Raw genomic sequence first — 24,033 nt, forward strand, 5'->3', positions numbered from 1 at the left:
AGGGTATATTTGATTCGACCACGGGAGCATTAAAGTATGGCTGAATGGGTTAATGGTAAAGTTATCAAAGTGGAAAGGTGGACCGACGGGCTGTTTAGCATCATCGTCAACGCACCGGTCGATACCTTCACCGCAGGGCAATACGCCAAACTGGCGTTGGATGTCGGCGGCGAGCGCGTGCAGCGCGCCTACTCTTATGTCAATGCGCCCAGCAACCCCAACCTGGAGTTCTACCTGGTCACCGTGCCGGAAGGCAAATTAAGCCCCAGTCTAAGCCGGTTAGAGCCAGGTTCGGACATTCTGGTAACCAAAGAAGCCGCCGGTTTCTTTGTGCTGGATGAAGTGCCGGACTGCGAGACGTTATGGATGCTGGCGACCGGCACCGCCATTGGCCCTTATCTGTCGATCCTGGAAGAAGGCATCGGCCTGGAGCGCTTCAAAAATCTGGTGTTGGTGCACGCCGCCCGCTACGCCAACGATCTCAGCTATCTGCCGCGCATGCAGCAGTTGGTACAGCGCTACAACGGCAAGCTGCGCATCCAGAGCGTCGTCAGCCGGGAAAACGCTCCCGGCGCGTTGACCGGCCGCGTACCGGCCTTGATCGCTGACGGGCAGTTGGAAGCGGCGGTTGGTTTACCCATTGACGCCGAAACCTGCCACGTGATGCTGTGCGGCAACCCGCAAATGGTGCGCGACACCCAACAAACGCTGAAGGAGAGCCGCGGCATGCGCAAACACCTGCGCCGCAAGCCGGGCCACATCACCAGCGAGCACTACTGGTAATCAACGGAACCGCACCGGTTCTGCCTCTGGGCCGAACCGGTTATTCCCCGGCGTACCGACAAACGCGCCAAGATCGACCAGCATCATTACAAAAATCACCGCCGGGATAAAACGCCCTACGCCCCACTGCCAGAGCGGCGCCAGCATATGCCAATTGCCGGCGGCCAGCACCCAGGCCAAAATCAGCAGCAACGCCCACCCGCCCGCTTTACCGCGATCGTGCAGACGTTTCACCAGCACCGCCGCCGTCGGCCACAGCAGCGCAACAATAAAAAAGGCCACCGACTGAATCGCAACCAGATTATAGTTGGCCAGCGTAAATGCCAGCGCCATCAGCACGCACCATATCGCGATCCAGATCCAAAAATCGCGGCGCCCGATGCGCCCCTTAAATGAAAAGCACCACTGCTGTAAGGTCATTCTTCCCAGGCTCGTCATCCGCTTATTTTACGCGGCAGTGTAACACAGGCCGTGTGGCGCCAATATGCCTGCCGCGCAGGCTGGCGATCGCGCGGAATTTTTGACAACGCCCCCTGATTACCGCTTTAATCGAACCACTATTTTATGTTGATATCGTGGATGTCATGCTGAAAAACGTCACTGCCGCCGTCTGTTTGCTGTTAGGAACAGCCTGTGCCTGGGCCAACCCGCCGGATTCGGCCGCCAAGGCACCGCCGACCGCGCCCTATTTGCTGGCCGGCGCGCCAACATTTGATCTGACGGTGGTGAAGTTTCGTGAAAAGTACAACCAGTATAATCCAACCTTGCCGATCGGCGAATTCCGCGTCGTTCCCCCTTCAGAAGATGATTCCCCGCTGCTGACCCGCGCCGCCAGCAAACTGAACGAAAATCTCTACGCGTCGACGGCGCTGGAGAAAGGCACCGGCAAAATCAAAACGCTGCAGTTGACGCATTTGCCGCTGCAAGGCAACGAGGAAAAAACAGCCCGAGCCATCGCGGTAAACTACATGGCGGCCCTGATGCGCCAGTTTGAACCGGCGCTGACGGTTGAGCAAAGTATCATCAACGTGAATAACCTGCTGGAAAAGGGCAAAGGCCAGCACTTTTATCAACAGCAGATAGGCGCCATCCGCTACGTGGTGGCGGATAATGGCGATCAAGGGATAACTTTCGCGGTTGAACCGATTAAGCTCGCGCTATCCGACCCTTGATAACCCCGGTAATTAATGACAAAAAGCAAAGCCTTTATGCTTATTGATCTCTATACTGTTGGGCAGATGAACTGCCTGTCCGGCAGTAGTTATTTCGTGTTCCCTTGTTGGAGGAAAAAAACATGCGTCATCCATTAGTTATGGGTAACTGGAAACTTAACGGCAGCGCTCATATGGTTAACGAGCTGGTCGCCGCCCTGCGTAGCGAAGTAAGCAGCGTTGATGGCTGTGGCATTGCCATCGCTCCACCGGTGATGTACCTGGATCTGGCTAAACACCTGCTGGACGGTAGCCGTATCGCCCTGGGTGCGCAGAACGTGGACGTTAACCTGTCTGGCGCGTTCACCGGTGAAGTTTCCGCCAACATGCTGAAAGACGTTGGTGCAAAATACATCATCATCGGCCACTCTGAACGCCGCACTTACCACAAAGAAAGCGATGAGCTGATTGCTGAGAAATTTGCCGTGCTGAAAGAAGCCGGTCTGGTTCCTGTACTGTGCATCGGCGAAACCGAAGCTGAAAACGAAGCCGGTAAAACCGAAGAAGTCTGCGCACGCCAGATCGACGCCGTGCTGAAAACCTTGGGCGCACCTGCATTGAAAGACAGCGTCATCGCCTATGAGCCAATCTGGGCTATCGGCACCGGGAAATCAGCGACCCCTGCGCAGGCGCAGGCAGTGCACAAATTTATCCGCGATCACATCGCTAAACATGACGCAGCCGTTGCCGCTGAAATCATCATTCAGTACGGCGGTTCCGTTAACGACAAAAACGCTGCAGAACTGTTCGCTCAGCCGGACATCGATGGTGCGCTGGTTGGCGGCGCGTCACTGAAAGCCGATGCTTTCGCCGCGATCGTTAAAGCCGCTGCCGCAGCGAAAAAAGCCTGATTCATCTAGGCCATGCAATAAAAAACCCCGGCATGCCGGGGTTTTTTATTGCTTGATATCACCGTTTACTGATCTCATCGAACACGCCGCCGGTGGAGAAGTGCACTTTCTGCGCTTCAGCCCAGCCACCGAAGGTATCATCCACGGTGAACAGCTTCAGTTTCGGGAACTGCGCGCTGTATTTTTCCGCCACCGCGGCGTCACGCGGGCGATAGTAGTTTTCCGCAGCGATGGTCTGGCCTTCCGGAGTATACAGATACTTCAGATAGGCAGTTGCGACATCGCGGGTGCCACGCTTATCCACCACCCGGTCTACTACTGAAACCGTGGGCTCCGCCAGGATCGATTCGCTCGGGGTCACGATTTCAAAATCATCTTTGCCCAGCTCTTTTTTCGCCAGCAGCGCTTCGTTTTCCCAGGCGATCAGCACGTCGCCAATGCCACGTTCCACAAAGGTATTGGTCGCGCCACGCGCACCGGAATCGAGCACCTCTACGTTTTTAAACAGCCCGCGAACGAACTCCTTCGCTTTGGCCTGATCGCCGTTGTTTTGATGCAGCGCATAACCCCAGGCAGCCAGATAGTTCCAGCGAGCGCCCCCGGACGTTTTTGGGTTTGGGGTAATGATGGAAACGCCAGACTTGAGCAAATCCGGCCAGTCATGGATTTGTTTCGGGTTGCCCTTGCGCACCAGGAACACAATGGTGGACGTATAAGGCGCGGAGTTGTCCGGTAAACGCTTGATCCAGTCTTTATCAATACGGCCGCGCTCTGCGATAGCATCCACATCGTAAGCCAGCGCCAGCGTCACCACATCCGCTTCAATGCCGTTAATCACAGAGGTCGCCTGCTTGCCTGAACCGCCATGAGACTGGCGCACGGTCACCTTGTCGCCGGTCTGCTGCTGCCAGTATTTGCTGAAGGCCGCATTGTATTGCTGATAGAACTCACGCGTCGGATCGTATGAGACGTTAAGCAGTTGAATATCTTTCGCCACGGCGCCCGTCGCCAGCAGCATCAATGTAAAACCCACAGCCCATTTCCGCATCGCTCGTTCTCCCAGAATGATCACAACCTTAAGCGGTTGTTTGTTGGTTTAGAGCCTGCCAGAAACTGATCGCGCAATTAAAGAATTAAAAATTTCTACCTAGATTTTTATGGAATATAACAAAGATAATCCACCCAGCCGTTTGGCGGGGTTAGCGTAGCAGAAAGCAAAAGCACCCCTGTAAAGGAGCGCTTTTAGCAACACTGGCCGACTGTAGCCCAGGTTCCCACAGACGGCGGGAACTCACGGCTAAATCAGTACAGTTTTTTGGCGGTTTCCAACCAGTCGCCCTTGAATGGGCGCTTCATGTTTTCGATCGCATCAATGATATCGTGGTGCACCAGCTTCTCGTTCTGGATACCGACGCAACGGCCGCCATAGCCTTTAAGCAGCAGATCGATGGAGTAGGCGCCCATGCGGGAAGCCAGGATACGGTCGTAAGCCACCGGGGAACCGCCGCGCTGGATATGGCCCAGCACCGTAGCACGGGTTTCGCGCTGGGTTTCCTGCTCAATGTAATGCGCCAATTCGTCGACGTCGCAGATATGCTCGGTAATCGCCACAATCGCATGTTTTTTGCCTTTATCAATACCGGCTTTGATTTCGCTAACCAGATCTTCACGGCTGAATTCAATTTCCGGCAGCACGATAAATTCACACCCGCCGGCAATGGCCGCTGCCAGGGTCAAATCGCCGCAGTAACGGCCCATGACTTCAACAATGGAGATACGCTGGTGGGAGGAAGAAGTGTCGCGCAGGCGGTCAATCGCTTCAACCACGGTTTCCAGGGCAGTGAAGTAACCGATGGTGTAGTCGGTACCGGCCACATCGTTATCGATGGTGCCTGGCAGGCCGATGCACGGGAAGCCTTCTTCAGTCAGGCGTTTCGCCCCCATGTAAGAACCGTCACCGCCGATAACCACCAGCGCATCAATGCCGCGTTTTTTCAGGTTTTCAATCGCTTTGGCGCGTACGCTTTCGTCTCTGAACTCGGGGAAACGCGCAGAACCCAGGAAAGTACCGCCGCGGTTGATCATGTCTGAAACACTGTAACGATCCAACTGCTCCATGCGATCTTCATACAAACCAAGGTAGCCATCGTAAATACCGAAAACTTCCAGGCCTTCCGTAAGAGCGGCACGCACAACACCACGAATAGCAGCGTTCATACCCGGCGAATCACCGCCACTCGTCAGTACACCGATTTTCTTGATCATGACTACCTCTAAACTGTTAATGCAATTTTTTAAGAATCCTGCCCGCCGCCAACAGCGCGTTGGCGCCATCACGGCGGCAGAAAACCAGCTTTATGGCTATATTGCTAGATATTATATCAAAAACGCCTGGCTGAATTGATTCATGTCAGGCAATTTTGAGGTAAAAATGCATACGGCACCAAGCTCTGCCACACAATGGTGCATGCGCGCCGCCGCGGCTATTTTATCCCATTTCCCTACTTCGATTATAGCTCCCAGCACCCACGTAACGCGGCCGGCACCGTTGAACTGGGATCCTGATGGATAATCACATCAGCACCCGGGAAACGCTGCAATAACGCCAGCTCGACCTGATCGGCCAGGCTGTGCGCCTGTACCAACGGCAAATCGTCGTCCATTTCCAGGTGCAGTTGGATAAACCGCGTTGGCCCGGATTGGCGGGTGCGAAGGTCATGCGCCCCTTTAATACCCGGCCTGGAAGAGACGATATCTATGATCGCCTGCCGTTCGTCGTCCGGCAAGGTGCGATCCAACAGCGCCTGCACGGCTTCATAGCCCATGCGCAGCGCGCTGTATAAAATATAGACACCAATCCCCAATGCAAACAGCGCGTCGGCCCGCTGGAACCCATACCAACTTAGCCCAAGGGCCACAAGAATAGCACCATTCATCATTACATCTGACTGATAATGCAACATATCGGCCCGCACGGCCTGGCTACGGGTTTTGCGCACTACCCAGCGCTGGTAAGTGACCAGAATCAGGGTACTAACCAACGCAATGATGGTGACAATTATCCCCACGCCTGGCGCCTGCAACGCCTGGGGGGAATACAGATGCTGAAAACCCGTCAGGAACAGGAACAGCGCTGAGCCGGAAATGAACATGCTCTGCGCTAACGCGGCCAGCGATTCCGCCTTGCCGTGGCCGAACGCGTGCTCTTCATCAGCAGGCTGCAACGAATAGCGAACAACCAACAGGTTGGTCAACGAGGCGGCAATATCCACCAGTGAATCGACCAGCGCCGCCATCAGGCTCACTGAACCGGTGATGTACCAGGCAACCACCTTGATAAGCAAAAGGACCGACGCCATCACAGTGGCAGCAATGGCTGCAGACTTCACCAAGCGACCATATTGTTGTTCCATAACTTTTCCCATTTTGACTACAAGGCTTAAGTATAACGGAATGGCGCGAACAGAGAACGCTGCGGCCTTCCGCCGTGTTCATCATGCGATAACGCTCGCACTTTTAAATTACCGCAGAGTCTGCATCTGCAGTAGCGATGTCATTTTCATCTATTTAAATAGATCTATAAATTTTTATAATAAGTGTGTTTATTTAATTCATTAATATATCTGCACCAGCCCAGTTAATTGTCACCAAGTTGGTGCGATTTTTCTTTCCTCATTAATTTTCGTAAAAACTTATTCTCACACGCTGCTTGTTATCTATCTGTTAATACTAGCCTTCTATAAAAATAAAATATGGCACAAGTTTTGCTGTTTTATTCATGACAGGGCAAGAAATGGAATATGCGTGCCACCACACCAGGACCAGTGGCGTGCGCTCAATTTTGGTGCCGCTCTGGTTTATGGCTATCGGATATAGCGCCAATAACACAGAAAAATGAAAACGTTTTTAACGCGTGGCTTTTCCTAAACGCTCACATTATTAGCAACAGGGGAATACAATGACGGTACTCGGGGAATCTCTGGCGGTAGAAAAAACCACAAAATGGATGCAGCTATTTTTGGGCCTGGTTTGTATGGCTTCAATATCAAGCCCGCAATATGTCTGGACACTACTCACCAAACCATTTGCCGCAAAGCTCGGGGTTGATTTGCCGGCATTGCAAGTGACATTTTCTTTGCTCATTATTTTGCAAACGTTCTTTTCCCCGTTTCAGGGCAAGCTGATCGACCGTTTCGGCCCACGGTTATTAATCTCGATCGGCACGCTGCTTTCTGGATTGAGTTGGGTGCTTTCTTCTCAGGTGACCGATCTGGCCCAGCTGTATATCATTTACGGCTGCATCGGCGGGTTGGGCACCGGCATTGTTTACGTCGGGGTGGTTGGCTTGATGGTCCGCTGGTTCCCACAGCAGCGTGGCTTCGCCGCCGGCGCCGTCGCCGCGGGGTATGGCATGGGGGCCATTTTGACCACTTTCCCTATCACACTTTCCCTGGGGAGCTATGGCCTGGAACAGACGATGATCGTGTTTGGCGGTATCTTTGCGCTTGTCGGCTTCCTGGCAAGCCAGGGGTTGAAAATACCGCAGAACAGCGCATCGTTACCCACCAGCACCGTGGTCAAGCAAAACAACAGCCGCCACTTCACCTCAAAAGAAATGCTTCGCCAGCCGCTGTTCTGGCTGATGTTCATGATGATGGCCATGATGTCCACCTCCGGGCTGATGGTCACCTCACAAATGGCGGTATTCGCAGAGGATTTCGGCATTAGCCATACTCTGGTGTTCGGCATGGCCGCATTGCCGCTGGCGTTAACGCTCGATCGCTTCACCAATGGATTAACCCGCCCGCTGTTTGGTTTTATCTCCGATCGTTACGGCCGGGAAAAAACCATGTTCATCGCCTTTGCGCTCGAAGGCTGCGCCATGACGCTGTGGCTGATGTGCCGTGAAGATCCCATGCTGTTCGTCTTGCTCTCCGGCGTTGTATTCTTCGGCTGGGGTGAGATTTTCTCGCTGTTCCCTTCTACGCTAACGGATACCTTCGGCACGCAAAATGCGACGGCAAATTACGGCTGGTTGTATATGTCACAGGGGATTGGCGCGATTTTCGGCGGGCCGCTGGCGGCACTGCTCTATCAAAGCACCCAAGGGTGGCATGTGGTGTTTGGCTGTGCGATCTCTCTGGATTTCATCACCGCGGCATTGGCGCTGTGGGTGCTGAAGCCCTGGCGCGAACGCTTCTTGAAAAAGCACGGTTAAGGGCAACGGTAAAAAAGAGGCAAAAAAAACCCCGCCATCATGGCGGGGAAGACAGGGATGGTGTCTATGGCAAGGAAAAACAGGGAACTACTCGGTCGTACTCAACCTCTGGGCAGAGGTCTGCTGCAAACCAGAAATCTGCTGCAGCGTCTGCTGCATTCGTTGCTGATGTTTCTGGTCTAAAACTCTTTTTTGCTCTGGCGTCAACAGGTTATACATTTGATTACGTACCCTGGCCATTTCGACCTGGCGTTTAACCTGTTCCTGAGCCATCTTTTCCGCCTGGGCGTACACGGCGGCTTCATCAAATCGGTCTGCAGTGACCAACTTATGCATTGCTTCCATTTCAGCTACATTGACAATAGGTAGATCGTAGCGGGTCTGGCGCATCAAATCGCGCATTTGCTGGCGCTGCTGTTCTGTCAGGCTGACACCATCAAACATATGGTGCTGGCCGGGTGTTCTGCTCAACGCATCGGCAGGGAGTTTTGGTGCAGTTTCCGATGTAGTCTCGGCAGCGAAGGCAACGGTAGAACTCATTGCCAGCAGAGATGCCATAACTACTGCGGTCACCTTACGCATTTTCACTCCTCGCTCGTTTCTCTCTTTGCGAATCAATGTGGGAAAGTGTACTGCTGCCCCTGCAAACATGCGTCAGTGCATGTAAAACTAAGTAAAGTCATGGAATACCGACCATTGATGACGTATTTTGCGTCAGGAGGTAAATAACAATGAACAAGATTCTGCTGGTTGACGACGACCGCGAGTTAACCTCGCTGCTCAAAGAACTGCTTGAAATGGAAGGCTTTAATATTGTTGTCGCGCATGACGGCGAGCAGGCGTTATCCCTGCTGGACAGCTCTATAGACCTGCTGTTGCTCGATATCATGATGCCGAAAAAGAACGGCATCGACACGCTTAAAGAATTACGCCAGCACCACCAAACACCAGTCATCATGCTAACCGCGCGCGGCAGCGAACTGGACCGCGTGCTGGGGCTGGAACTGGGCGCGGACGATTATCTGCCGAAACCCTTTAACGATCGCGAGCTGGTGGCGCGTATCCGCGCTATCCTGCGCCGCTCCAACTGGAGCGAACAGCAGCAAAATGTGGATACCGGGGCGCCGACCCTGGATGTTGACGGGTTGCAACTCAACCCCGGCCGCCAGGAGGCCAGCTTCGACGGCCAAGTGCTTGATCTCACCGGCACCGAATTCACCCTGTTATACCTACTGGCGCAGCATCTCGGCCAGGTTGTCTCCCGCGAGCTGTTAAGCCAGGAAGTGCTGGGCAAGCGCCTGACGCCGTTCGATCGCGCGATTGATATGCACATTTCCAACCTGCGCCGTAAACTGCCGGAGCGCAAAGACGGCCACCCGTGGTTCAAAACCCTGCGCGGCCGCGGCTATTTGATGGTATCTGCAGCATGATCAATAGTTTAACGGCACGCATCTTCGCCATATTTTGGTTTACGTTAGCCCTGGTGCTAATGTTGGTGTTGATGGTGCCCAAACTCGACTCCCGCCAGATTACCGCGTTGCTGGACAGCGAAAAGCGGCAGGGATTGATGCTCGAGCAGCACATTGAGGCCGAGTTGCAACAAGACCCGGCCAACGATCTGATGTGGTGGCGGCGTTTATTCCGCGCCATCGACAAGTGGGCTCCGCCGGGCCAGCGCCTGCTGCTAGTCACCAGTGAAGGGCGGGTTATCGGCGCTCAACGCAACGAAATGCAGATCGTGCGCAATTTTATCGGCCAGTCAGACAACGCAGACCATCCGAAGAAGAAAAAGTACGGCCGGGTGGAGCTGGTCGGCCCTTTTTCAGTGCGCGACGGTGAAGACAATTACCAACTGTACCTGATCCGCCCCGCCAACAGCCCGCAGTCCGACGTCATCAACCTGATGTTCGATCGCCCATTCCTGTTACTGATCGTCACCATGCTGATCAGCGCCCCGCTGCTGCTTTGGCTGGCCTGGAGCCTGGCAAAACCGGCGCGCAAGCTGAAAAATGCGGCGGACGACGTGGCGCGCGGCAACCTGAAACAGCACCCCGAACTGGAAGCCGGGCCGCAGGAATTCCTGGCCACCGGCGCCAGCTTTAATCAGATGGTCAGCGCGTTGGAACGGATGATGACCGCCCAGCAGCGTTTAATCTCTGATATCTCGCACGAGCTGCGCACGCCGCTCACCCGTTTGCAGTTGGCGACCGCATTGATGCGCCGCCGCCACGGCGAAGGGCACGAATTGGCGCGTATCGAAACCGAAGCACAGCGGCTGGACTCCATGATCAACGATCTGTTGGCGCTGTCGCGCGGCCAGCAAAAAAGCGAGCTGGCGCGTGAAATGCTCAAGGCCAACGATCTGTGGGCAGACGTGCTGGATAATGCCCGCTTTGAAGCCGAACAGATGGGCAAACATCTGGAGGTGACCTCGCCCCCCGGCCCATGGGCGCTGTTTGGCAATGCCAGCGCGCTGGACAGCGCATTGGAAAACATCGTGCGTAATGCCCTGCGTTACTCGCATACGCGCATTGCCGTGGCGTTCAGCGCGGATAATCAGGGGATCACCATTGTGGTGGACGACGACGGCCCAGGCGTCAGCGCCGAAGACCGCGAGCAAATTTTCCGCCCATTCTATCGCACCGATGAAGCCCGCGACCGCCAATCCGGCGGCACCGGCCTGGGGCTGGCGATCGTTGAAGCGGCGATCAACCAGCACCGCGGCTGGGTAAAAGCCGAAGACAGCCCGCTGGGCGGTCTGCGGCTGGTGCTATGGCTGCCGCTGCACCAGCGTAAATCCGCAGTGTGACTGGGCAGCCAGATTTTGCTATCCTGCGCCCCTCGTTATGAGGGGCTTTACATGTTGAATATCGTTTTATTTGAACCCGAAATCCCACCGAATACCGGCAATATCATCCGCCTGTGCGCCAATACCGGCTTCCAACTGCACCTGATCGAACCGATGGGCTTCCCCTGGGACGACAAGCGGCTGCGCCGAGCCGGGCTGGATTATCATGAATTCGTCAACATTAAGCGCCATGCCAACTACGCCGTGTTCCTTGCCAGCGAAAACCCCCAGCGGCTGTTTGCGCTGACAACCAAAGGCACCCCGGCACACAGCGCGGTCAGCTATCAGGCCGGCGACTACCTGCTGTTTGGCCCGGAAACCCGCGGCCTGCCGGCCAGCATTCTCGATGCCCTGCCCACACAGCAAAAGATCCGCATCCCCATGCAGGCACAAAGCCGCAGCATGAACCTGTCCAACGCCGTCGCGGTGGTGGTGTATGAGGCTTGGCGCCAGTTGGGCTACGCCGGCGCGTTAATCAAGGAATAGCCGCGAGCACGGCAGGTAAGATAAGACGGCGCGATGAAAGTGCGCCTTAAAGGCAGGCTACGCAGGAATAATCAGGCAGCCCGTGAAATCAGATACCGTCGCCGTATTCAAAGCCGTGGTTAATGCCATTGAAGTATTGGTTCATATCCATTGATGGCGTGTCGCTTTCCGGCCGGCCAACGATGCGGGCCGGCACACCGGCTGCGGTGGTGTGCGGCGGCACGGGCTGCAATACCACCGAACCCGCGCCAATCTTCGCCCCTTTGCCCACTTCGATATTGCCAAGGATTTTAGCGCCGGCGCCAATCATCACGCCTTCGCGGATTTTTGGGTGGCGATCGCCCGTGGTTTTGCCGGTGCCGCCGAGCGTAACCGACTGCAGAATAGACACGTTGTCTTCCACCACGGCGGTTTCACCGATCACAATGCCGGTTGCATGATCGAGCATGATGCTGGAGCCGATAGTCGCGGCCGGGTGAATATCCACGCCAAACGATACGGAGATCTGGTTTTGCAGATAAACGGCCAAGGCCCGGCGCCCCTGCAGCCACAGCCAGTGGCCGATGCGATAGGCTTGTAGCGCATGGAAGCCCTTTAAATACAGCAGCGGGGTGGAGTATTTATCCACAGCCGGATCGCGCAGGCGCACGGCGAGGATATCGCGCGCCGCTGAAATAATCATTTGCCCGTCGGCATGGTAGGCGTCTTCCACAACTTCACGCACAGCGATGGCCGGCATGATCGGGTTCGCCAGCTTGTTCGCCAGAATGTAGCTCAACGCACTGCCCAAATTCTCATGTTTGAGCAATGTCGCATGGAAAAAGCTGGCCAGCATCGGTTCACTATCAGCCAGCGTTCTCGCTTCTGTCTTTATGTTACTCCAGACCTTTTCCAACTCTTCTGACGACATCACGTTCCTCTCAGCATTGCAAAAGTCCCCTTGCCAGGGCCTAGCAAAGGGCTTAATCAAACTGCCGCGCGCAACCAACGTTACGCCGCGGGGCGACGATGCCCCACTGATGATACAAAATCAGGCGCTGTGCTTTTCATCTTTTCTTGTGCGCCCCAACAGGCTTAAAGCCGCTTCGCGCGCGTCCTTATGGCAATACAGCACCTGATAAATCTGTTCAGTTATCGGCATTTCCACACCGTGGCGCTGCGCCAACGCCAGCACTTCTTTGGTATTCCGGTAACCTTCAACTACCTGGCCGATATCCGCCTGCGCCTGCTCCACGCTGACCCCTTGCCCCAGCATAATCCCGAAGCGGCGGTTGCGTGATTGGTTATCCGTACAGGTGAGCACCAAATCGCCCAGCCCGGCCATCCCCATAAACGTGGAAGGCTCTGCCCCCAACGCAGCGCCCAGGCGGCTCATCTCCGCCAGGCCGCGGGTAATTAATGCCGTGCGCGCATTGGCGCCGAAGCCGATACCGTCCGACATCCCTGCGCCGATGGCTATCACGTTTTTCACCGCGCCGCCCAGTTGCACACCAATAAAATCCGGGTTGCTGTAGACACGGAAGCTTTTGCCGCAGTGCAGCAATTGCTGTAAATCTTCGGCAAACTGCGCGTCGGTAGCGGCCAGCGCAATCGCCGTCGGCAACCCCGCCGCCAGCTCTTTGGCGAAGGTTGGCCCGGAAACCACCGCCAGCGGGATAACATCCCCCAGCGCTTCGCGCGCCACGTCTTGCAACAGGCGGCCCGTTTCCGCTTCCAGCCCCTTGGTGGCCCAAACAACACGTGCGTCCTGGCGCAGCAGCGGTTTTAATTGCCGCAGCACTTCACCAAAAACGTGGCTGGGAACCACCACCAGCACATTGCGGCTGGCCGCCAACGCGCGGGCCAAATCGGCCTCTAAATGCAGGGTATCAGGGAAGGCCACACCGGGCAAAAACGCCTGGTTGCAGCGCTCTTGCTGCATTTTCTCTATCTGCCGGGGATCGTGGCCCCACAGCACGACAGTATGGCCATTACGCGCCAGCGTAATGGCCAAAGCGGTACCGTACGAGCCGGCACCGATGACGGTCATTGAAGCTTTTACCGTGTCCATCAGGCATCCTGATGCGGTGCGGCACCTTCGCCTTCAGCCTGCTGTTGCAGATAGTTCATGAACAGCGCGTCGAAGTTGACGGGTGCCAAATTCAGTTGCGGGAACGTACCGCGTGAAACCAGGCTGGTGATGCATTCACGGGCATACGGGAACAGGATGTTCGGGCAGTATGCGCCCAGGCAATGCGCCAGCTGCGTACCTTCAATGCCGGAAACGGAGAAGATACCGGCCTGCTGGACTTCGCACAGAAATGCCGTTTCTTCACCCAGGCTCGCCGTAACGGTGACACGCAGCACGACTTCATACACGTCTTCCGCCAGTTGGCTGGACGCGGTATCCAGATCAAGTTTAACTTCTGGCTGCCATTCCTGCTGGAAAACCTGCGGCGCGTTTGGCGCTTCGAAAGAGATATCCTTGGTGTAGATACGCTGAATCTGGAACGCCATTTCTGTGCTGTTTTGTTCTGACATGTGTGTAATACCCTTAGTTAAACGTCCTTATTGGATGTTCAGCAACCGAACCCGCCCGTTTGTTTACAACAGCGGCTCCAGGCCGCCACGAGCATCGAGTGCATACAAGTCATCGCAGCCCCCGATGTGCTGGCCATCAATGAAAATTTGAGGCACGGTGGTGCGCCCACTGCGGGCAATCATTGCTTCACGTTTTACGTTGTCGCCGTCAATCGCAATCTCATTAAACGCAGCGCCTTTCTCTTTCAGCAGCGCTTTGGCGCGATGGCAGAACGGACAGGTCGCCTTAGTATAAATATCGATGTTAGCCATGAATCACCACCTCAAACAGGTTAATAAATTATTTACCGCGCGCCAAAGGCAGATTGTCGCCGATCCAGCCGGCAATACCTTCCTTCAGGGTGGATACGTTTTCAAAACCGGCTTTACTCAGGTTCTCTGCCGGCTCACGTGATGCTGTGCCGTTAGCGCATACCACGATAATTGGGCGTGCCTTGTGTTTTTCAAGCTCGCCCAGGCTGCCGCTTTTAATTTCACTGGCGGTCAGGTTAATCGCATTGGCGATATGGCCCTTACGAAAATCTTCGCGGCTGCGGGTGTCTACAACCACGGCGTCTTCTTTGTTGATCAAGCGTGTCGTCTCGCCACGGGTGATGTCCTTAACCTTGGAAAAACGGCTTTTGAAGGTCATCACGATCACGGCAACCAGCAAGGCAACCCAGGCCAGGCTCAGTATCGGATGCCGGCTAACGAATGGCATAATTTCTTGCAGCATGGGGGGTAACAACTCCCGTTAAGTTAAGGGAAAAATAAATCAAGGCTCCAGAGTATACCTGCCGAATTGAGCAAATACAGCCAATAAGCGAGCACGATTGCAGAAACTGCGCGGTGCAATGGAAAAATCCCTGTCTGCGGCCAAGAAAGTTAACCTTTGTTCAACGCAACTTTGATCTCTCTGGGCTCTTTTTGAGCTGGCCCGCGGTAAAATTCCCGCGAAAAACGAGGATGAATAGCCCGCCACCCGGTGCGGACGGCGGGCTATTCATAACTTAAGTAATAATAACGAGGTTAGTGCAATGTCGAGCAATAAAAAGCCTATGGTACTGGTGATTCTGGATGGTTACGGCCATCGGGAAGACCAGCAGGACAACGCCATTCTGAATGCAAAAACGCCGGTTATGGATCGCCTGTGGCAACAGCAGCCGCATACGCTGATTGCCGCATCCGGCCTGGATGTCGGCCTGCCTGACGGCCAGATGGGCAACTCGGAAGTCGGCCACGTCAACCTGGGCGCCGGGCGCATCGTGTATCAGGATCTCACCCGCCTGGACAAAGAAATCAAAGACGGCGAATTCTTTGCCAACCCAGTATTGACCGCCGCCGTAGATAAAGCCGTCAAGGCCGGCAAAGCGGTGCATATTATGGGCCTGATGTCACCGGGCGGCGTACACAGCCACGAAGCGCACATCCTGGCGATGGTCAACCTGGCCACGCAGCGTGGCGCGAAGGCCATCTACCTGCATGCTTTCCTGGATGGGCGCGACACCCCGCCGCGCAGTGCTGAGCAATCACTGAAACGATTCAGTGATGAATTCGCCAAACTGGGCGCCGGCCGCATCGCCTCCCTGATTGGCCGCTATTACGCAATGGACCGCGATAACCGTTGGGATCGCGTGCAGTTGGCCTATGATCTGTTAACCCAGGCCAAGGGCGAGTTCACCGCCGCCAACGCCGTCGCCGGCTTGCAGGCAGCCTATGCCCGCGATGAAAACGACGAATTCGTCAAACCTACCGTGATCCAAGCGCCAGGCGAAGCCAGCGCAGAAATGAACGACGGCGACGCGCTGATCTTCATGAACTTCCGTGCTGACCGCGCGCGCCAGATTACCCGCGCCTTTGTCGAACCGGACTTTAACGGCTTCCCGCGCGCCAAAGTGGTGAAATTCTGCGATTTCGTCATGCTGACCGAATACGCCGCCGATATCAAAACCGCCTGCGCGTATCCGCCGACGGCCCTGGTGAATACTTTCGGCGAATGGCTGATGAAGCACGACAAAACCCAGTTGCGCATTTCCGAAACCGAAAAATACGCCCACGTGACCTTCTTCTATAACGGCGGTGTGGAAGAGCCGTTCAAAGGCGAAGACCGCGTGCTGATCAACTCCCCGAAAGTGGCCACTTACGATCTGCAGCCGGAAATGAGCTCGGCGGAACTGACCGATAAGCTGCTGAGCGCGATCAATAGCGGCAAGTACGACGCCATCATCTGTAACTACCCGAATGGCGACATGGTCGGCCATACCGGCGTATATGATGCAGCGGTGAAAGCGGTGGAAACGCTGGATAGCTGTATTGCGCAGGTTGTGGAAGCAGTCAAAGCCGTTGATGGCCAGTTGCTGATCACCGCTGACCACGGCAACGCCGAACAGATGCGCGATCCGGCCACCGGCCAGGCCCACACGGCGCACACCAACCTGCCGGTACCGTTGATCTACATCGGCAAGCCGGCCAAAGCGGTCAACGGCGGCAAGCTTTCCGACATCGCACCGACCATGCTGTCGCTGATGGGCATGGAAATCCCGCAAGAGATGACTGGTAAGCCGCTGTTCATCGTGGAATAATCCTTCTCCATGAGGGAGAAGGCGTATTTTGCACTATCAAGGGTAACCCGAAGCGCAAACGCAGGCAGCCAGTTGCTGCCTGCCCGTACCGCGCCACGGACGTTGACCATCCTGTGCGCCAGCGTGTTATGCGCTGGCGCATTGTTGTTTCCGCTATCCGGCCGTGCGGCGGAAGACAATAAATCCCAGCTAAAAGACATTCAGCAAAGCATTGCAGAGAAAGAAAAAGCCGTTAAGCAGCAGCAAAAACAGCGCAGCGCGCTGCAAGAGCAACTCAAAACCCAAGAAAAGAGTATTGCGCAGGCCAGCCGTTCGCTACGCGATACGCAAAATACGCTCGGTGCGCTGGCTAAAGATATTTCCAACCTGAATGCCTCTATCGCCAGGCTGCAAAAGCAGCAGGCCACGCAACAGGACATCCTCGCCAGGCAGCTTGACGCCGCCTTCCGGCAGGGGCAGCACAGCGCGTTGCAATTAATTCTCAGCGGTGAAGAAAGCCAGCGTAGTGAACGCATTCTGGCCTACTTCGGCTATCTGAACGAAGCGCGGCAAAAAAACATCGAAGCGCTGAAACAAACCCGTGCCGAACTGGCCAGCCAGAAAACCACGCTGGTCGCCAAGCAGGGGCAGCAAAAAACGCTGCTCAGCGCTCAGCAAACCCAGCAGCAGCAGTTGGAGCAGGCGCGCAGCGCCCGGAAGAAAACCCTGTCGGCGCTGGAAAGTTCGTTGGAAAAAGATCAACAGCGGCTGGTCGAACTGCGCCAGAATGAAACGCGCCTGCGCGATCAGATCGCCCGCGCCGAGCGCGAAGCCCGGGCTCGCGCCGAACGTGAGGCCCGCGAAGCCGCCCGGGTGCGTGAACAGGTGCGCGCCAAAGAACAGCAGGCGAAGAAAACCGGCTCCAGCTATAAACCGACCGAAAGCGAACGTTCACTGATGGCGCGTACCGGCGGCCTGGGCCGCCCAGGCGGGCAGGCCATCTGGCCGGTGCGCGGTAGCATCATCCACCGCTTCGGCGAAGCGCTGCAAGGCGAGCTGCGCTGGAAAGGCATGGTGATTTCCGCCCCGGAAGGCAGCGACGTGAAAGCCATTGCCGATGGCCGCGTATTGATGGCGGACTGGCTGCAAGGCTATGGCCTGGTGGTGGTGGTTGAACACGGGAAAGGCGATATGAGCCTGTATGGCTACAACCAGAGCGCACTGGTCAACGTGGGTGCGCAGGTGCGCGCCGGCCAGCCAATCGCCCTGGTGGGAACCAGCGGCGGCCAGGGAACGCCGTCGCTCTATTTCGAAATCAGGCGTCAGGGCCAGGCGGTTAACCCACTACCGTGGTTGGGAAGATAGGTTTGCACGATATCAAAACACGCGTTGCCGTACTCACGGCCGCTTTGCTGCTGGCCTGCTCCGCACAGGCCGGCAAACTGTCGATTGTCATTGATGACGTGGGCTACCGCCCGCATGAAGAAAACGCCGTGCTGCAAATGCCGGTGGCGATCTCCGTCGCCGTGTTGCCCAATGCGCCGCACGCCCGGCTGATGGCGACCCGCGCGCACAGCCAGGGGCGTGAAGTGTTGATCCACATGCCCATGGCGCCGCTCAGCAAACAGCCGCTGGAGCGCGATACGCTGCAGCCTTCCATGAGCAGCGAAGAGATTCAGCGCATTATCCACAACGCAGTCAATAACGTGCCCTACGCGGTTGGCATGAACAACCATATGGGCAGCGCCATGACCGCCAGCCTGCCGGCGATGCAAAAGGTCATGCAGACGCTGGCCGGCTACCAGTTGCTGTATTTCCTCGACAGTATGACCATCGGCAGCAGCCAGGCCACCAACGCGGCGGCAGGCACCGGCGTCAAAGTCATCAAGCGCAAAGTGTTTCTGGATGATACCGCCAACGAAGCGGATATCCGCCGCCAATTCAACCGCGCGGTGGAATTGGCTCGCCGCAACGGCTCGGCGATCGCCATCGGCCACCCACGGCCGGCGACGGTGAAAGTGCTGCAGCAAATGCTAGCGACGCTGCCGCCCGATATCGTGCTGGTTAAGCCGAGTGCCCTGCTCAACGAGGTTGCGCATAGCGGCGGCTATGTGCCGCCGGCCAAACCGCAAAAACCACAGCCGAAGAACCCGTTCAAAGGGGCGATCAAACAGTGCAAGATCGTGTTGCCGAAAGAAAAAGTGAACGCGGCCACCGCACTCGGCGTGATCAGCGAAAGCCTGGCGCAATCGCCGGCAGGGGTGTTTATCAAACAGCAGTGGCAACGCTGGGCCGGTAAGAAAGAATAAACAAAGAAACAGGGTTCGCTTTCACCTCACCCGTTTGATAAGCGCCCGTTGCCCCTCGGCCGGCCCCGGCCGAGGATTTTCCTCACCGTTAGTATTCCTTGCCCTTGCGCCATATTACCCCAAGAAAATCCGAATATAGCGCCGATTCAACACTACCTGACGTGTGGGATATTAGGAGCCTGCCGATGTTCGCAACGATACGAAATGCTATTATAGGCAACATATAGCGTGGGGCGTTGTGCACCACCGGCAGATTAAAAGGGGTAAACCCAATGATTATCGTCACTGGCGGCGCCGGCATGATCGGCAGTAATATCGTTAAAGCACTGAATGATAACGGGTATCGCGATATCCTGGTGGTAGATAACCTGAAAGACGGCACCAAATTCGTCAACCTGGTCGATCTCGACATCACCGACTACATGGACAAGGAAGACTTTATCGGCAGCATCATGGCCGGTGACGATCTGGGCGATATCGACGCCGTTTTTCATGAAGGCGCCTGTTCCGCCACCACCGAGTGGGACGGCAAATACATGATGGAAAACAACTATCAGTACTCCAAAGAGCTGCTGCACTACTGCCTGGAGCGTGAAATCCCGTTCCTGTACGCGTCTTCCGCCGCCACTTACGGCGGCCGCAGCGAAAACTTCGTTGAAGAGCGCAAGTACGAACAACCGCTGAACGTTTACGGCTATTCCAAATTCCTGTTCGATCAGTACGTGCGTGAGATCCTGCCGCAGGCCGACTCGCAAATCTGCGGCTTCCGTTACTTCAACGTCTACGGCCCGCGTGAAGGCCATAAAGGCAGCATGGCCAGCGTGGCGTTCCACCTGAACAACCAGATCAAGCGCGGCGAAAATCCAAAACTGTTCGCCGGCAGCGAAAACTTCAAGCGCGATTTCATCTATGTCGGCGATGTGGCGGCCGTGAACCTGTGGTTCTGGAAAAACGGCGCTTCCGGCATCTTCAATTGCGGGACCGGCCGTGCGGAAACCTTCCAGGCCGTTGCCGACGCGGTGGTTGATTTCCATCAGACCGGCGCCGTGGAATACATTCCGTTCCCGGAAAAACTCAAAGGGCGCTACCAGGCTTACACCCAGGCCGATCTCACCAAGCTGCGTGCAGCGGGTTATGATGCGCCGTTCAAAACCGTCGCTGAAGGGGTGAAAGAGTACATGGCCTGGTTAAACCGCGCCGATCAGGCTTAAGGGAATACATATACGGTATGAAAATACTGGTCATTGGCCCTTCATGGGTTGGCGATATGATGATGTCGCAAAGCCTCTACCGCACCCTGAAGGCTGAACACCCTGCCGCAGAGATCGATGTGATGGCTCCGGCCTGGTGCCGCCCGTTGCTGGCGCGCATGCCGGAAGTCAACCAGGCGCTGGCCATGCCGCTCGGCCATGGCGCCCTGGCGCTCGGCGAACGCCGCCGCCTGGGCCACAGCCTGCGCGCCAACCGTTACGATCGCGCCTATGTGCTGCCCAACTCGTTTAAATCTGCGCTGGTGCCGTTCTTCGCCCAGGTGCCGCAGCGCACCGGCTGGCGCGGCGAAATGCGCTACGGTTTGCTTAATGATATCCGGACGCTGGATAAATCTGCCTTTCCATTGATGGTTCAGCGCTATGTGGCGCTGGCGTATGACAAAAAACGCATCCGTAGCGCCGGGGATTTGCCGCAACCGCTGCTGTGGCCGCAACTGCGGGTCAGCGATGAAGAGATTGCGGAAACCACCTCCTCGTTCAACCTTACCGACGCGCGGCCGATGATTGGGTTCTGCCCCGGCGCCGAATTCGGGCCGGCCAAGCGCTGGCCGCATTATCACTACGCCGATCTGGCGCAGAAGCTGATCGACCAAGGTTACCAGATTGCCCTGTTCGGCTCCGCCAAAGATCACCCGGCCGGCGAGCAGATCCGCGCGGCGCTGGCGGAAAACGCACGCGAATTTTGCCTCAATTTAGCCGGGCAAACCCAGCTGGAGCAGGCGGTGATCCTGCTTGCCGCCTGCCGTGCGGTGGTCAGCAATGACTCGGGGCTGATGCACGTTGCCGCCGCGCTCAACAGGCCGCTGATTGCGCTCTATGGCCCAAGCAGCCCGGATTTCACGCCGCCGTTATCCGACAAGGCCAAAGTGATCCGGTTAATCAGCGGTTACCACAAAATTCGCAAAGGCGATGCTGACCAAGGCTATCATCAAAGCCTGATCGATATTCAGCCGCAGCAGGTATTGGATGTGCTGACACCATTGCTTGCCGCCAGCGAGGAATAATCATGCATGTGCTGATCGTTAAAACCTCCTCGATGGGGGACGTGCTGCACACGCTACCGGCACTGACCGATGCGATGCAGGCGCTGCCCGGCATCCGCTTTGACTGGGTGGTGGAAGAAGGCTTTAGCCAGATCCCCACTTGGCACCCTGCGGTAGACCGCGTGATCCCGGTGGCCATCCGCCGGTGGCGCAAAAACTGGTTTGGCGCACAAACGCGCCAACAGCGCTGTGACTTCAAACGCCAATTGCAGCAACGCACCTACGACGCGGTGATCGACGCACAGGGGCTGATGAAAAGCGCAGCGTTGATCACCCGCATCGCCAAGGGCAGTAAGCACGGCCAAGATTGCAAAAGCGCACGCGAACCCTTTGCCAGTTGGTTTTACGACCACCGCTATGACATCGGTAAGCAGCAGCACGCCGTGGAGCGCACCCGTGAGCTGTTCGCCAAAAGCCTGGGCTACGAAAAACCGCAGACCCAGGGCGATTACGCCATTGCGGCGCGCTTTCTCAGCCAGCCGCCGGCAGATGCGGGTCAGTATCTGGTGTTCCTGCACGCCACCACGCGGGATGAAAAGCACTGGCCGGAACCAAACTGGCGCCAGTTGATCGCGCTGATAGCCCCCACCGGGTTGAAAATCAAACTTCCCTGGGGCGCCGAGCACGAGCACCAGCGTGCGGTGCGGCTGGCCGAAGGTTATCCCCATGTTGAGGTGCTGCCGAAGCTCAGTTTGCAGCAGGTTGCCGAAGTGCTGGCCGGTGCCAAAGGGGTGGTTTCGGTAGACACCGGCCTCAGCCACCTGACCGCCGCGCTCGATCGCCCAAACATCACGCTGTTCGGCCCGACGGATCCAGGGTTGATAGGCGGGTACGGGAAAAATCAGTATGCCTGCCGGCCAGATGCGGGCAATAAGATGGCGGATATTCACGCCCAGCAGGTTTACCACCTGCTGGAGCAGTACAAGATACTGTAAACCGGTTTTAGAGACCTGGAATCACACCATGGCAACGAGGAAGATACTCAGTATTGTTCTCACCGCGCATAACTGCGAGGCCTATCTGAACGATGCGTTGAGCAGCCTGAAACATGCGTTAGGCGGGATGGCCGAAGGTTATGAAATTATCCTGATTAGCGATGCATCCACCGATCGCACGGCAGAAATGCTGCAGCGGTTCGCCAGCGATAACGCCCATACACAGGTGTTCCAGGTTGAATTCCGTAATATTGGCAAAGTGCGGAACTTCGCTATCCAGCAATGCAGCGGGGAGTACGTCACTATGATTGACGGTGACGATCAGGTCTTGCCGGGCTCACTGGCTGATATCATGCGCTATCTGGCCGCCACCAAGCCCGATCTGTTGCTGACCGGGCTGAATGAAATCTACCCCCACAGTAAGCAGCCGGTAACGTGGGGTGGGCTGCAGCCAAAGCCGCTGACGCAGCAGGCGGCCATCAAAACGTTCCTGATCCACAAAGATTTTCAGGCGCATTTTATTGGCCAGTTTATCCGGCGCGCGCTGCTGGCGGCTCACCCGTTCCCCGAGTTCAAGTGCTATGAAGACGCCTACCTGTTCCCGACGATCCTGAACCACTGCCGCAATATTATTTTTTCGCCGCGCGGGCACTATCTGTATTTCAAACGTGGCAATAGCCTTTCCAGCCAGATTGACGAGCAAAAGATCAATCTGCTGGTTGAAGCCACCGCCAAGATGGACCGGGATTTTGGCCCGCAGTACGCCAACCTGATCGCCTGTCACTGGCTTAAGATTTACCAGCGCTATGGGGAAACGCTGCCCGATTCGCGCAACCGCCAGCGGATTATCGCGCGAATCAACAGCATCCGCCCGCTGTCTTTCCTGTTGGATCCGGCCATCCGGTTGAGTTTTAAAAGAAAATATCTACAGGCCAGACATGGGAAATAGCCGGATAAGCCAACTGCTGGGGTTAGCGCCCGGCAGTGAGCATGGCATTAAGGAAACCCGGTATCCGGGCCGAGAAGGCCAATCAGCAGTTGGCGGCTACCCTATCGCCTTCGGCGTTGACGGCAACTTCATCCGCCACGCCAGTATCGCCATTCAATCGCTGATCGCCCAGGCGGGATCTGCACAACTTCGCTTCCATCTGATCACCTCGGAAGATACCGCCGACGTGGCGGACAAGCTGCAGGCGCTGGTGGCCGGCACCGATCACGGTATCCACATCCACCAGCTTCCGGAGACGCTTTTTGCCAACCTGCCGGCCACGGCGCTGTTCACCAAAGCCATTTACTACCGCTTGTTGGCGCCCTATCTGCTTGAGCAGCAAGAAACTCTGCTCTACCTGGACGCCGATATCGTCTGCATCAACCCGTTTATCACGATTTATCAACAGCTAACCGCTACGCCGGAAGTGGCCTGTGTGGTGAGTGAGGATGCACCTTTGGCGCCGGGCCTGGCCGGCAAGATTGGCCTGCGCGGCACGCGCTATTTCAACTCCGGCATGCTGCTGATCGACGTGCAGCGCTGGTTGCAGGCCGCCATCAGCGAGAAGGTACTCGCGGTGTTGAAGGAACGCGGGGATCATTTCGAGTATATGGATCAGGATGCGCTGAATATTGTCTTGGAAGGCAACGTTAAATTTATAGATCGAAAATACAATACGATTTTCATGCTGGAGCATAACGAGAAAGGCTACGCCAAGATGCCGGCGAATAACACGGTATTCCTGCATTATGCCGGTGCAGATAAACCCTGGCAGCAGTGGAATAAACAACTTGGCTGCCGTTTTTATACGGATATTTACCAAACATCGCCCTGGGCAGCATGGCCTTTTGATTTGCCACGGCACGATCAGCAGGCAAAAAAAATGTATAAGCGGCTTTTCCGCGAAAAGAAATACCTTTCGGGTTTACGTTGGTATATCCGTTATTTCATCTTGCGCTACGGTAAATGA

At 56.1% G+C, this 24,033-nt stretch carries 25 protein-coding genes; 15 read left to right on the forward strand and 10 right to left on the reverse strand.

The window, feature by feature from the left end:
- Positions 1-36 precede the first annotated feature (36 nt).
- Entirely contained in the window at positions 37-783 is a 747-nt protein-coding gene (gene fpr / locus AC559G_RS10540; protein ID WP_095846625.1) for a ferredoxin--NADP(+) reductase, read from the forward strand.
- Here fpr and AC559G_RS10545 read toward each other — a convergent pair whose 3' ends face one another.
- Positions 784-1,203 carry a DUF805 domain-containing protein gene (locus AC559G_RS10545; RefSeq protein WP_498912525.1) on the reverse strand — a complete coding sequence of 140 codons (420 nt, stop codon included), beginning with the start codon at positions 1,201-1,203 and terminating at the stop codon, positions 784-786. It lies immediately after the preceding gene.
- A 164-nt stretch (positions 1,204-1,367) separates the two neighbouring features.
- On the opposite strand from AC559G_RS10545, the gene AC559G_RS10550 reads away from it, so the two are divergent.
- Positions 1,368-1,955 carry a YiiQ family protein gene (locus tag AC559G_RS10550; RefSeq protein ID WP_498912526.1) on the forward strand — a complete coding sequence of 196 codons (588 nt, stop codon included), beginning with the start codon at positions 1,368-1,370 and terminating at the stop codon, positions 1,953-1,955.
- Positions 1,956-2,077: 122 nt separating this feature from the next.
- The gene (gene tpiA, locus AC559G_RS10555) at positions 2,078-2,845 is read left to right on the forward strand and encodes a triose-phosphate isomerase (protein WP_438597744.1); all 768 of its coding nucleotides are present in this window, start codon (positions 2,078-2,080) and stop codon (positions 2,843-2,845) included.
- Positions 2,846-2,903: 58 nt separating this feature from the next.
- Here the strand turns inward: tpiA and AC559G_RS10560 are convergent, their stop codons facing one another.
- The 3 genes from AC559G_RS10560 to fieF all read right to left on the reverse strand — a co-directional run bounded on the left by AC559G_RS10560 (position 2,904) and on the right by fieF (position 6,258).
- Complete coding sequence (locus tag AC559G_RS10560; protein WP_095846621.1) at positions 2,904-3,893, reverse strand: sulfate ABC transporter substrate-binding protein; 990 nt, start codon at positions 3,891-3,893, stop codon at positions 2,904-2,906.
- A 254-nt stretch (positions 3,894-4,147) separates the two neighbouring features.
- Positions 4,148-5,110 (reverse strand): 6-phosphofructokinase, encoded by a 963-nt coding sequence (pfkA, locus tag AC559G_RS10565; protein ID WP_438597745.1) that lies wholly within the window; start codon positions 5,108-5,110, stop codon positions 4,148-4,150.
- 245 nt (positions 5,111-5,355) lie between these two features.
- Positions 5,356-6,258 carry a CDF family cation-efflux transporter FieF gene (fieF, locus tag AC559G_RS10570; RefSeq protein ID WP_438597746.1) on the reverse strand — a complete coding sequence of 301 codons (903 nt, stop codon included), beginning with the start codon at positions 6,256-6,258 and terminating at the stop codon, positions 5,356-5,358.
- 545 nt (positions 6,259-6,803) lie between these two features.
- On the opposite strand from fieF, the gene oxlT reads away from it, so the two are divergent.
- Positions 6,804-8,063, forward strand: a complete 1,260-nt coding sequence (gene oxlT, locus AC559G_RS10575) for an oxalate/formate MFS antiporter (protein ID WP_498912527.1) — start codon at positions 6,804-6,806, stop codon at positions 8,061-8,063.
- An 87-nt stretch (positions 8,064-8,150) separates the two neighbouring features.
- Here the strand turns inward: oxlT and cpxP are convergent, their stop codons facing one another.
- Positions 8,151-8,645 (reverse strand): cell-envelope stress modulator CpxP, encoded by a 495-nt coding sequence (cpxP, locus tag AC559G_RS10580; RefSeq protein WP_095849013.1) that lies wholly within the window; start codon positions 8,643-8,645, stop codon positions 8,151-8,153.
- A 149-nt stretch (positions 8,646-8,794) separates the two neighbouring features.
- On the opposite strand from cpxP, the gene cpxR reads away from it, so the two are divergent.
- Genes cpxR through trmL form a run of 3 tightly spaced genes read left to right on the forward strand, consistent with a single transcriptional unit; the run spans position 8,795 to position 11,397 of the window.
- Positions 8,795-9,493 (forward strand): envelope stress response regulator transcription factor CpxR, encoded by a 699-nt coding sequence (cpxR, locus tag AC559G_RS10585; RefSeq protein WP_095846617.1) that lies wholly within the window; start codon positions 8,795-8,797, stop codon positions 9,491-9,493.
- Positions 9,490-10,872 (forward strand): envelope stress sensor histidine kinase CpxA, encoded by a 1,383-nt coding sequence (gene cpxA, locus AC559G_RS10590; RefSeq protein WP_121553431.1) that lies wholly within the window; start codon positions 9,490-9,492, stop codon positions 10,870-10,872. Before cpxR ends, cpxA begins: the two co-directional genes overlap by 4 nt.
- A gap of 51 nt (positions 10,873-10,923) precedes the next feature.
- On the forward strand, positions 10,924-11,397 hold the full coding sequence (gene trmL, locus AC559G_RS10595) for an RNA methyltransferase (protein ID WP_498912528.1): 474 nt from the start codon (positions 10,924-10,926) through the stop codon (positions 11,395-11,397).
- An 88-nt stretch (positions 11,398-11,485) separates the two neighbouring features.
- On the opposite strand, the gene cysE is transcribed toward trmL, so the two are convergent.
- The 5 genes from cysE to AC559G_RS10620 form a co-directional block, all read right to left on the reverse strand.
- Entirely contained in the window at positions 11,486-12,307 is an 822-nt protein-coding gene (cysE, locus tag AC559G_RS10600) for a serine O-acetyltransferase (RefSeq protein ID WP_438596641.1), read from the reverse strand.
- A 120-nt stretch (positions 12,308-12,427) separates the two neighbouring features.
- Positions 12,428-13,447 (reverse strand): NAD(P)H-dependent glycerol-3-phosphate dehydrogenase, encoded by a 1,020-nt coding sequence (gene gpsA, locus AC559G_RS10605; protein WP_498912529.1) that lies wholly within the window; start codon positions 13,445-13,447, stop codon positions 12,428-12,430.
- A complete protein-coding gene (gene secB, locus AC559G_RS10610; protein ID WP_438596640.1) occupies positions 13,447-13,917 on the reverse strand; it encodes a protein-export chaperone SecB in 471 nt (156 codons plus the stop codon). The genes gpsA and secB overlap by 1 nt, the downstream gene beginning before the upstream one ends.
- A gap of 63 nt (positions 13,918-13,980) precedes the next feature.
- Positions 13,981-14,229 (reverse strand): glutaredoxin 3, encoded by a 249-nt coding sequence (gene grxC, locus AC559G_RS10615; RefSeq protein ID WP_095846611.1) that lies wholly within the window; start codon positions 14,227-14,229, stop codon positions 13,981-13,983.
- 28 nt (positions 14,230-14,257) lie between these two features.
- Positions 14,258-14,692 carry a rhodanese-like domain-containing protein gene (locus tag AC559G_RS10620; protein WP_438596639.1) on the reverse strand — a complete coding sequence of 145 codons (435 nt, stop codon included), beginning with the start codon at positions 14,690-14,692 and terminating at the stop codon, positions 14,258-14,260.
- 301 nt (positions 14,693-14,993) lie between these two features.
- Between AC559G_RS10620 and gpmM the strand changes: the two genes are divergently transcribed.
- The 8 genes from gpmM to AC559G_RS10660 all read left to right on the forward strand — a co-directional run bounded on the left by gpmM (position 14,994) and on the right by AC559G_RS10660 (position 24,033).
- Positions 14,994-16,538, forward strand: coding sequence for a 2,3-bisphosphoglycerate-independent phosphoglycerate mutase (gpmM, locus tag AC559G_RS10625; RefSeq protein WP_498912530.1), 1,545 nt, complete (start codon positions 14,994-14,996; stop codon positions 16,536-16,538).
- Positions 16,539-16,547: 9 nt separating this feature from the next.
- Positions 16,548-17,882, forward strand: a complete 1,335-nt coding sequence (envC, locus tag AC559G_RS10630; RefSeq protein WP_498912531.1) for a murein hydrolase activator EnvC — start codon at positions 16,548-16,550, stop codon at positions 17,880-17,882.
- Between the two features lie 2 nt (positions 17,883-17,884).
- The gene (locus AC559G_RS10635; protein WP_498912532.1) at positions 17,885-18,826 is read left to right on the forward strand and encodes a divergent polysaccharide deacetylase family protein; all 942 of its coding nucleotides are present in this window, start codon (positions 17,885-17,887) and stop codon (positions 18,824-18,826) included.
- A gap of 272 nt (positions 18,827-19,098) precedes the next feature.
- On the forward strand, positions 19,099-20,037 hold the full coding sequence (rfaD, locus tag AC559G_RS10640; protein WP_438596635.1) for an ADP-glyceromanno-heptose 6-epimerase: 939 nt from the start codon (positions 19,099-19,101) through the stop codon (positions 20,035-20,037).
- Positions 20,038-20,054: 17 nt separating this feature from the next.
- Positions 20,055-21,101, forward strand: coding sequence for an ADP-heptose--LPS heptosyltransferase RfaF (gene rfaF / locus AC559G_RS10645; RefSeq protein WP_498912533.1), 1,047 nt, complete (start codon positions 20,055-20,057; stop codon positions 21,099-21,101).
- A gap of 2 nt (positions 21,102-21,103) precedes the next feature.
- A complete protein-coding gene (rfaC, locus tag AC559G_RS10650; RefSeq protein WP_498912534.1) occupies positions 21,104-22,075 on the forward strand; it encodes a lipopolysaccharide heptosyltransferase I in 972 nt (323 codons plus the stop codon).
- A 28-nt stretch (positions 22,076-22,103) separates the two neighbouring features.
- Positions 22,104-23,024, forward strand: a complete 921-nt coding sequence (locus AC559G_RS10655) for a glycosyltransferase family 2 protein (RefSeq protein ID WP_438596632.1) — start codon at positions 22,104-22,106, stop codon at positions 23,022-23,024.
- Positions 23,014-24,033, forward strand: coding sequence for a glycosyltransferase family 8 protein (locus AC559G_RS10660; RefSeq protein WP_498912535.1), 1,020 nt, complete (start codon positions 23,014-23,016; stop codon positions 24,031-24,033). Before AC559G_RS10655 ends, AC559G_RS10660 begins: the two co-directional genes overlap by 11 nt.

It is taken from the genome of Gibbsiella greigii (assembly GCF_039540155.1).
Classification (GTDB): Bacteria; Pseudomonadota; Gammaproteobacteria; order Enterobacterales; family Enterobacteriaceae; genus Gibbsiella; species Gibbsiella quercinecans.

Excerpts from the sequence above, each read along its gene's own strand:
- fpr (WP_095846625.1), top strand. The coding sequence starts at position 37 with ATGGCTGAATGGGTTAATGGTAAAGTTATCAAAGTGGAAAGGTGGACC.
- AC559G_RS10545 (WP_498912525.1), bottom strand. The coding sequence starts at position 1,203 with ATGACCTTACAGCAGTGGTGCTTTTCATTTAAGGGGCGCATCGGGCGC.
- AC559G_RS10550 (WP_498912526.1), top strand. The coding sequence starts at position 1,368 with ATGCTGAAAAACGTCACTGCCGCCGTCTGTTTGCTGTTAGGAACAGCC.
- tpiA (WP_438597744.1), top strand. The coding sequence starts at position 2,078 with ATGCGTCATCCATTAGTTATGGGTAACTGGAAACTTAACGGCAGCGCT.
- AC559G_RS10560 (WP_095846621.1), bottom strand. The coding sequence starts at position 3,893 with ATGCGGAAATGGGCTGTGGGTTTTACATTGATGCTGCTGGCGACGGGC.
- pfkA (WP_438597745.1), bottom strand. The coding sequence starts at position 5,110 with ATGATCAAGAAAATCGGTGTACTGACGAGTGGCGGTGATTCGCCGGGT.
- fieF (WP_438597746.1), bottom strand. The coding sequence starts at position 6,258 with ATGGAACAACAATATGGTCGCTTGGTGAAGTCTGCAGCCATTGCTGCC.
- oxlT (WP_498912527.1), top strand. The coding sequence starts at position 6,804 with ATGACGGTACTCGGGGAATCTCTGGCGGTAGAAAAAACCACAAAATGG.
- cpxP (WP_095849013.1), bottom strand. The coding sequence starts at position 8,645 with ATGCGTAAGGTGACCGCAGTAGTTATGGCATCTCTGCTGGCAATGAGT.
- cpxR (WP_095846617.1), top strand. The coding sequence starts at position 8,795 with ATGAACAAGATTCTGCTGGTTGACGACGACCGCGAGTTAACCTCGCTG.
- cpxA (WP_121553431.1), top strand. The coding sequence starts at position 9,490 with ATGATCAATAGTTTAACGGCACGCATCTTCGCCATATTTTGGTTTACG.
- trmL (WP_498912528.1), top strand. The coding sequence starts at position 10,924 with ATGTTGAATATCGTTTTATTTGAACCCGAAATCCCACCGAATACCGGC.
- cysE (WP_438596641.1), bottom strand. The coding sequence starts at position 12,307 with ATGTCGTCAGAAGAGTTGGAAAAGGTCTGGAGTAACATAAAGACAGAA.
- gpsA (WP_498912529.1), bottom strand. The coding sequence starts at position 13,447 with ATGGACACGGTAAAAGCTTCAATGACCGTCATCGGTGCCGGCTCGTAC.
- secB (WP_438596640.1), bottom strand. The coding sequence starts at position 13,917 with ATGTCAGAACAAAACAGCACAGAAATGGCGTTCCAGATTCAGCGTATC.
- grxC (WP_095846611.1), bottom strand. The coding sequence starts at position 14,229 with ATGGCTAACATCGATATTTATACTAAGGCGACCTGTCCGTTCTGCCAT.
- AC559G_RS10620 (WP_438596639.1), bottom strand. The coding sequence starts at position 14,692 with ATGCTGCAAGAAATTATGCCATTCGTTAGCCGGCATCCGATACTGAGC.
- gpmM (WP_498912530.1), top strand. The coding sequence starts at position 14,994 with ATGTCGAGCAATAAAAAGCCTATGGTACTGGTGATTCTGGATGGTTAC.
- envC (WP_498912531.1), top strand. The coding sequence starts at position 16,548 with ATGAGGGAGAAGGCGTATTTTGCACTATCAAGGGTAACCCGAAGCGCA.
- rfaD (WP_438596635.1), top strand. The coding sequence starts at position 19,099 with ATGATTATCGTCACTGGCGGCGCCGGCATGATCGGCAGTAATATCGTT.
- rfaF (WP_498912533.1), top strand. The coding sequence starts at position 20,055 with ATGAAAATACTGGTCATTGGCCCTTCATGGGTTGGCGATATGATGATG.
- rfaC (WP_498912534.1), top strand. The coding sequence starts at position 21,104 with ATGCATGTGCTGATCGTTAAAACCTCCTCGATGGGGGACGTGCTGCAC.
- AC559G_RS10655 (WP_438596632.1), top strand. The coding sequence starts at position 22,104 with ATGGCAACGAGGAAGATACTCAGTATTGTTCTCACCGCGCATAACTGC.
- AC559G_RS10660 (WP_498912535.1), top strand. The coding sequence starts at position 23,014 with ATGGGAAATAGCCGGATAAGCCAACTGCTGGGGTTAGCGCCCGGCAGT.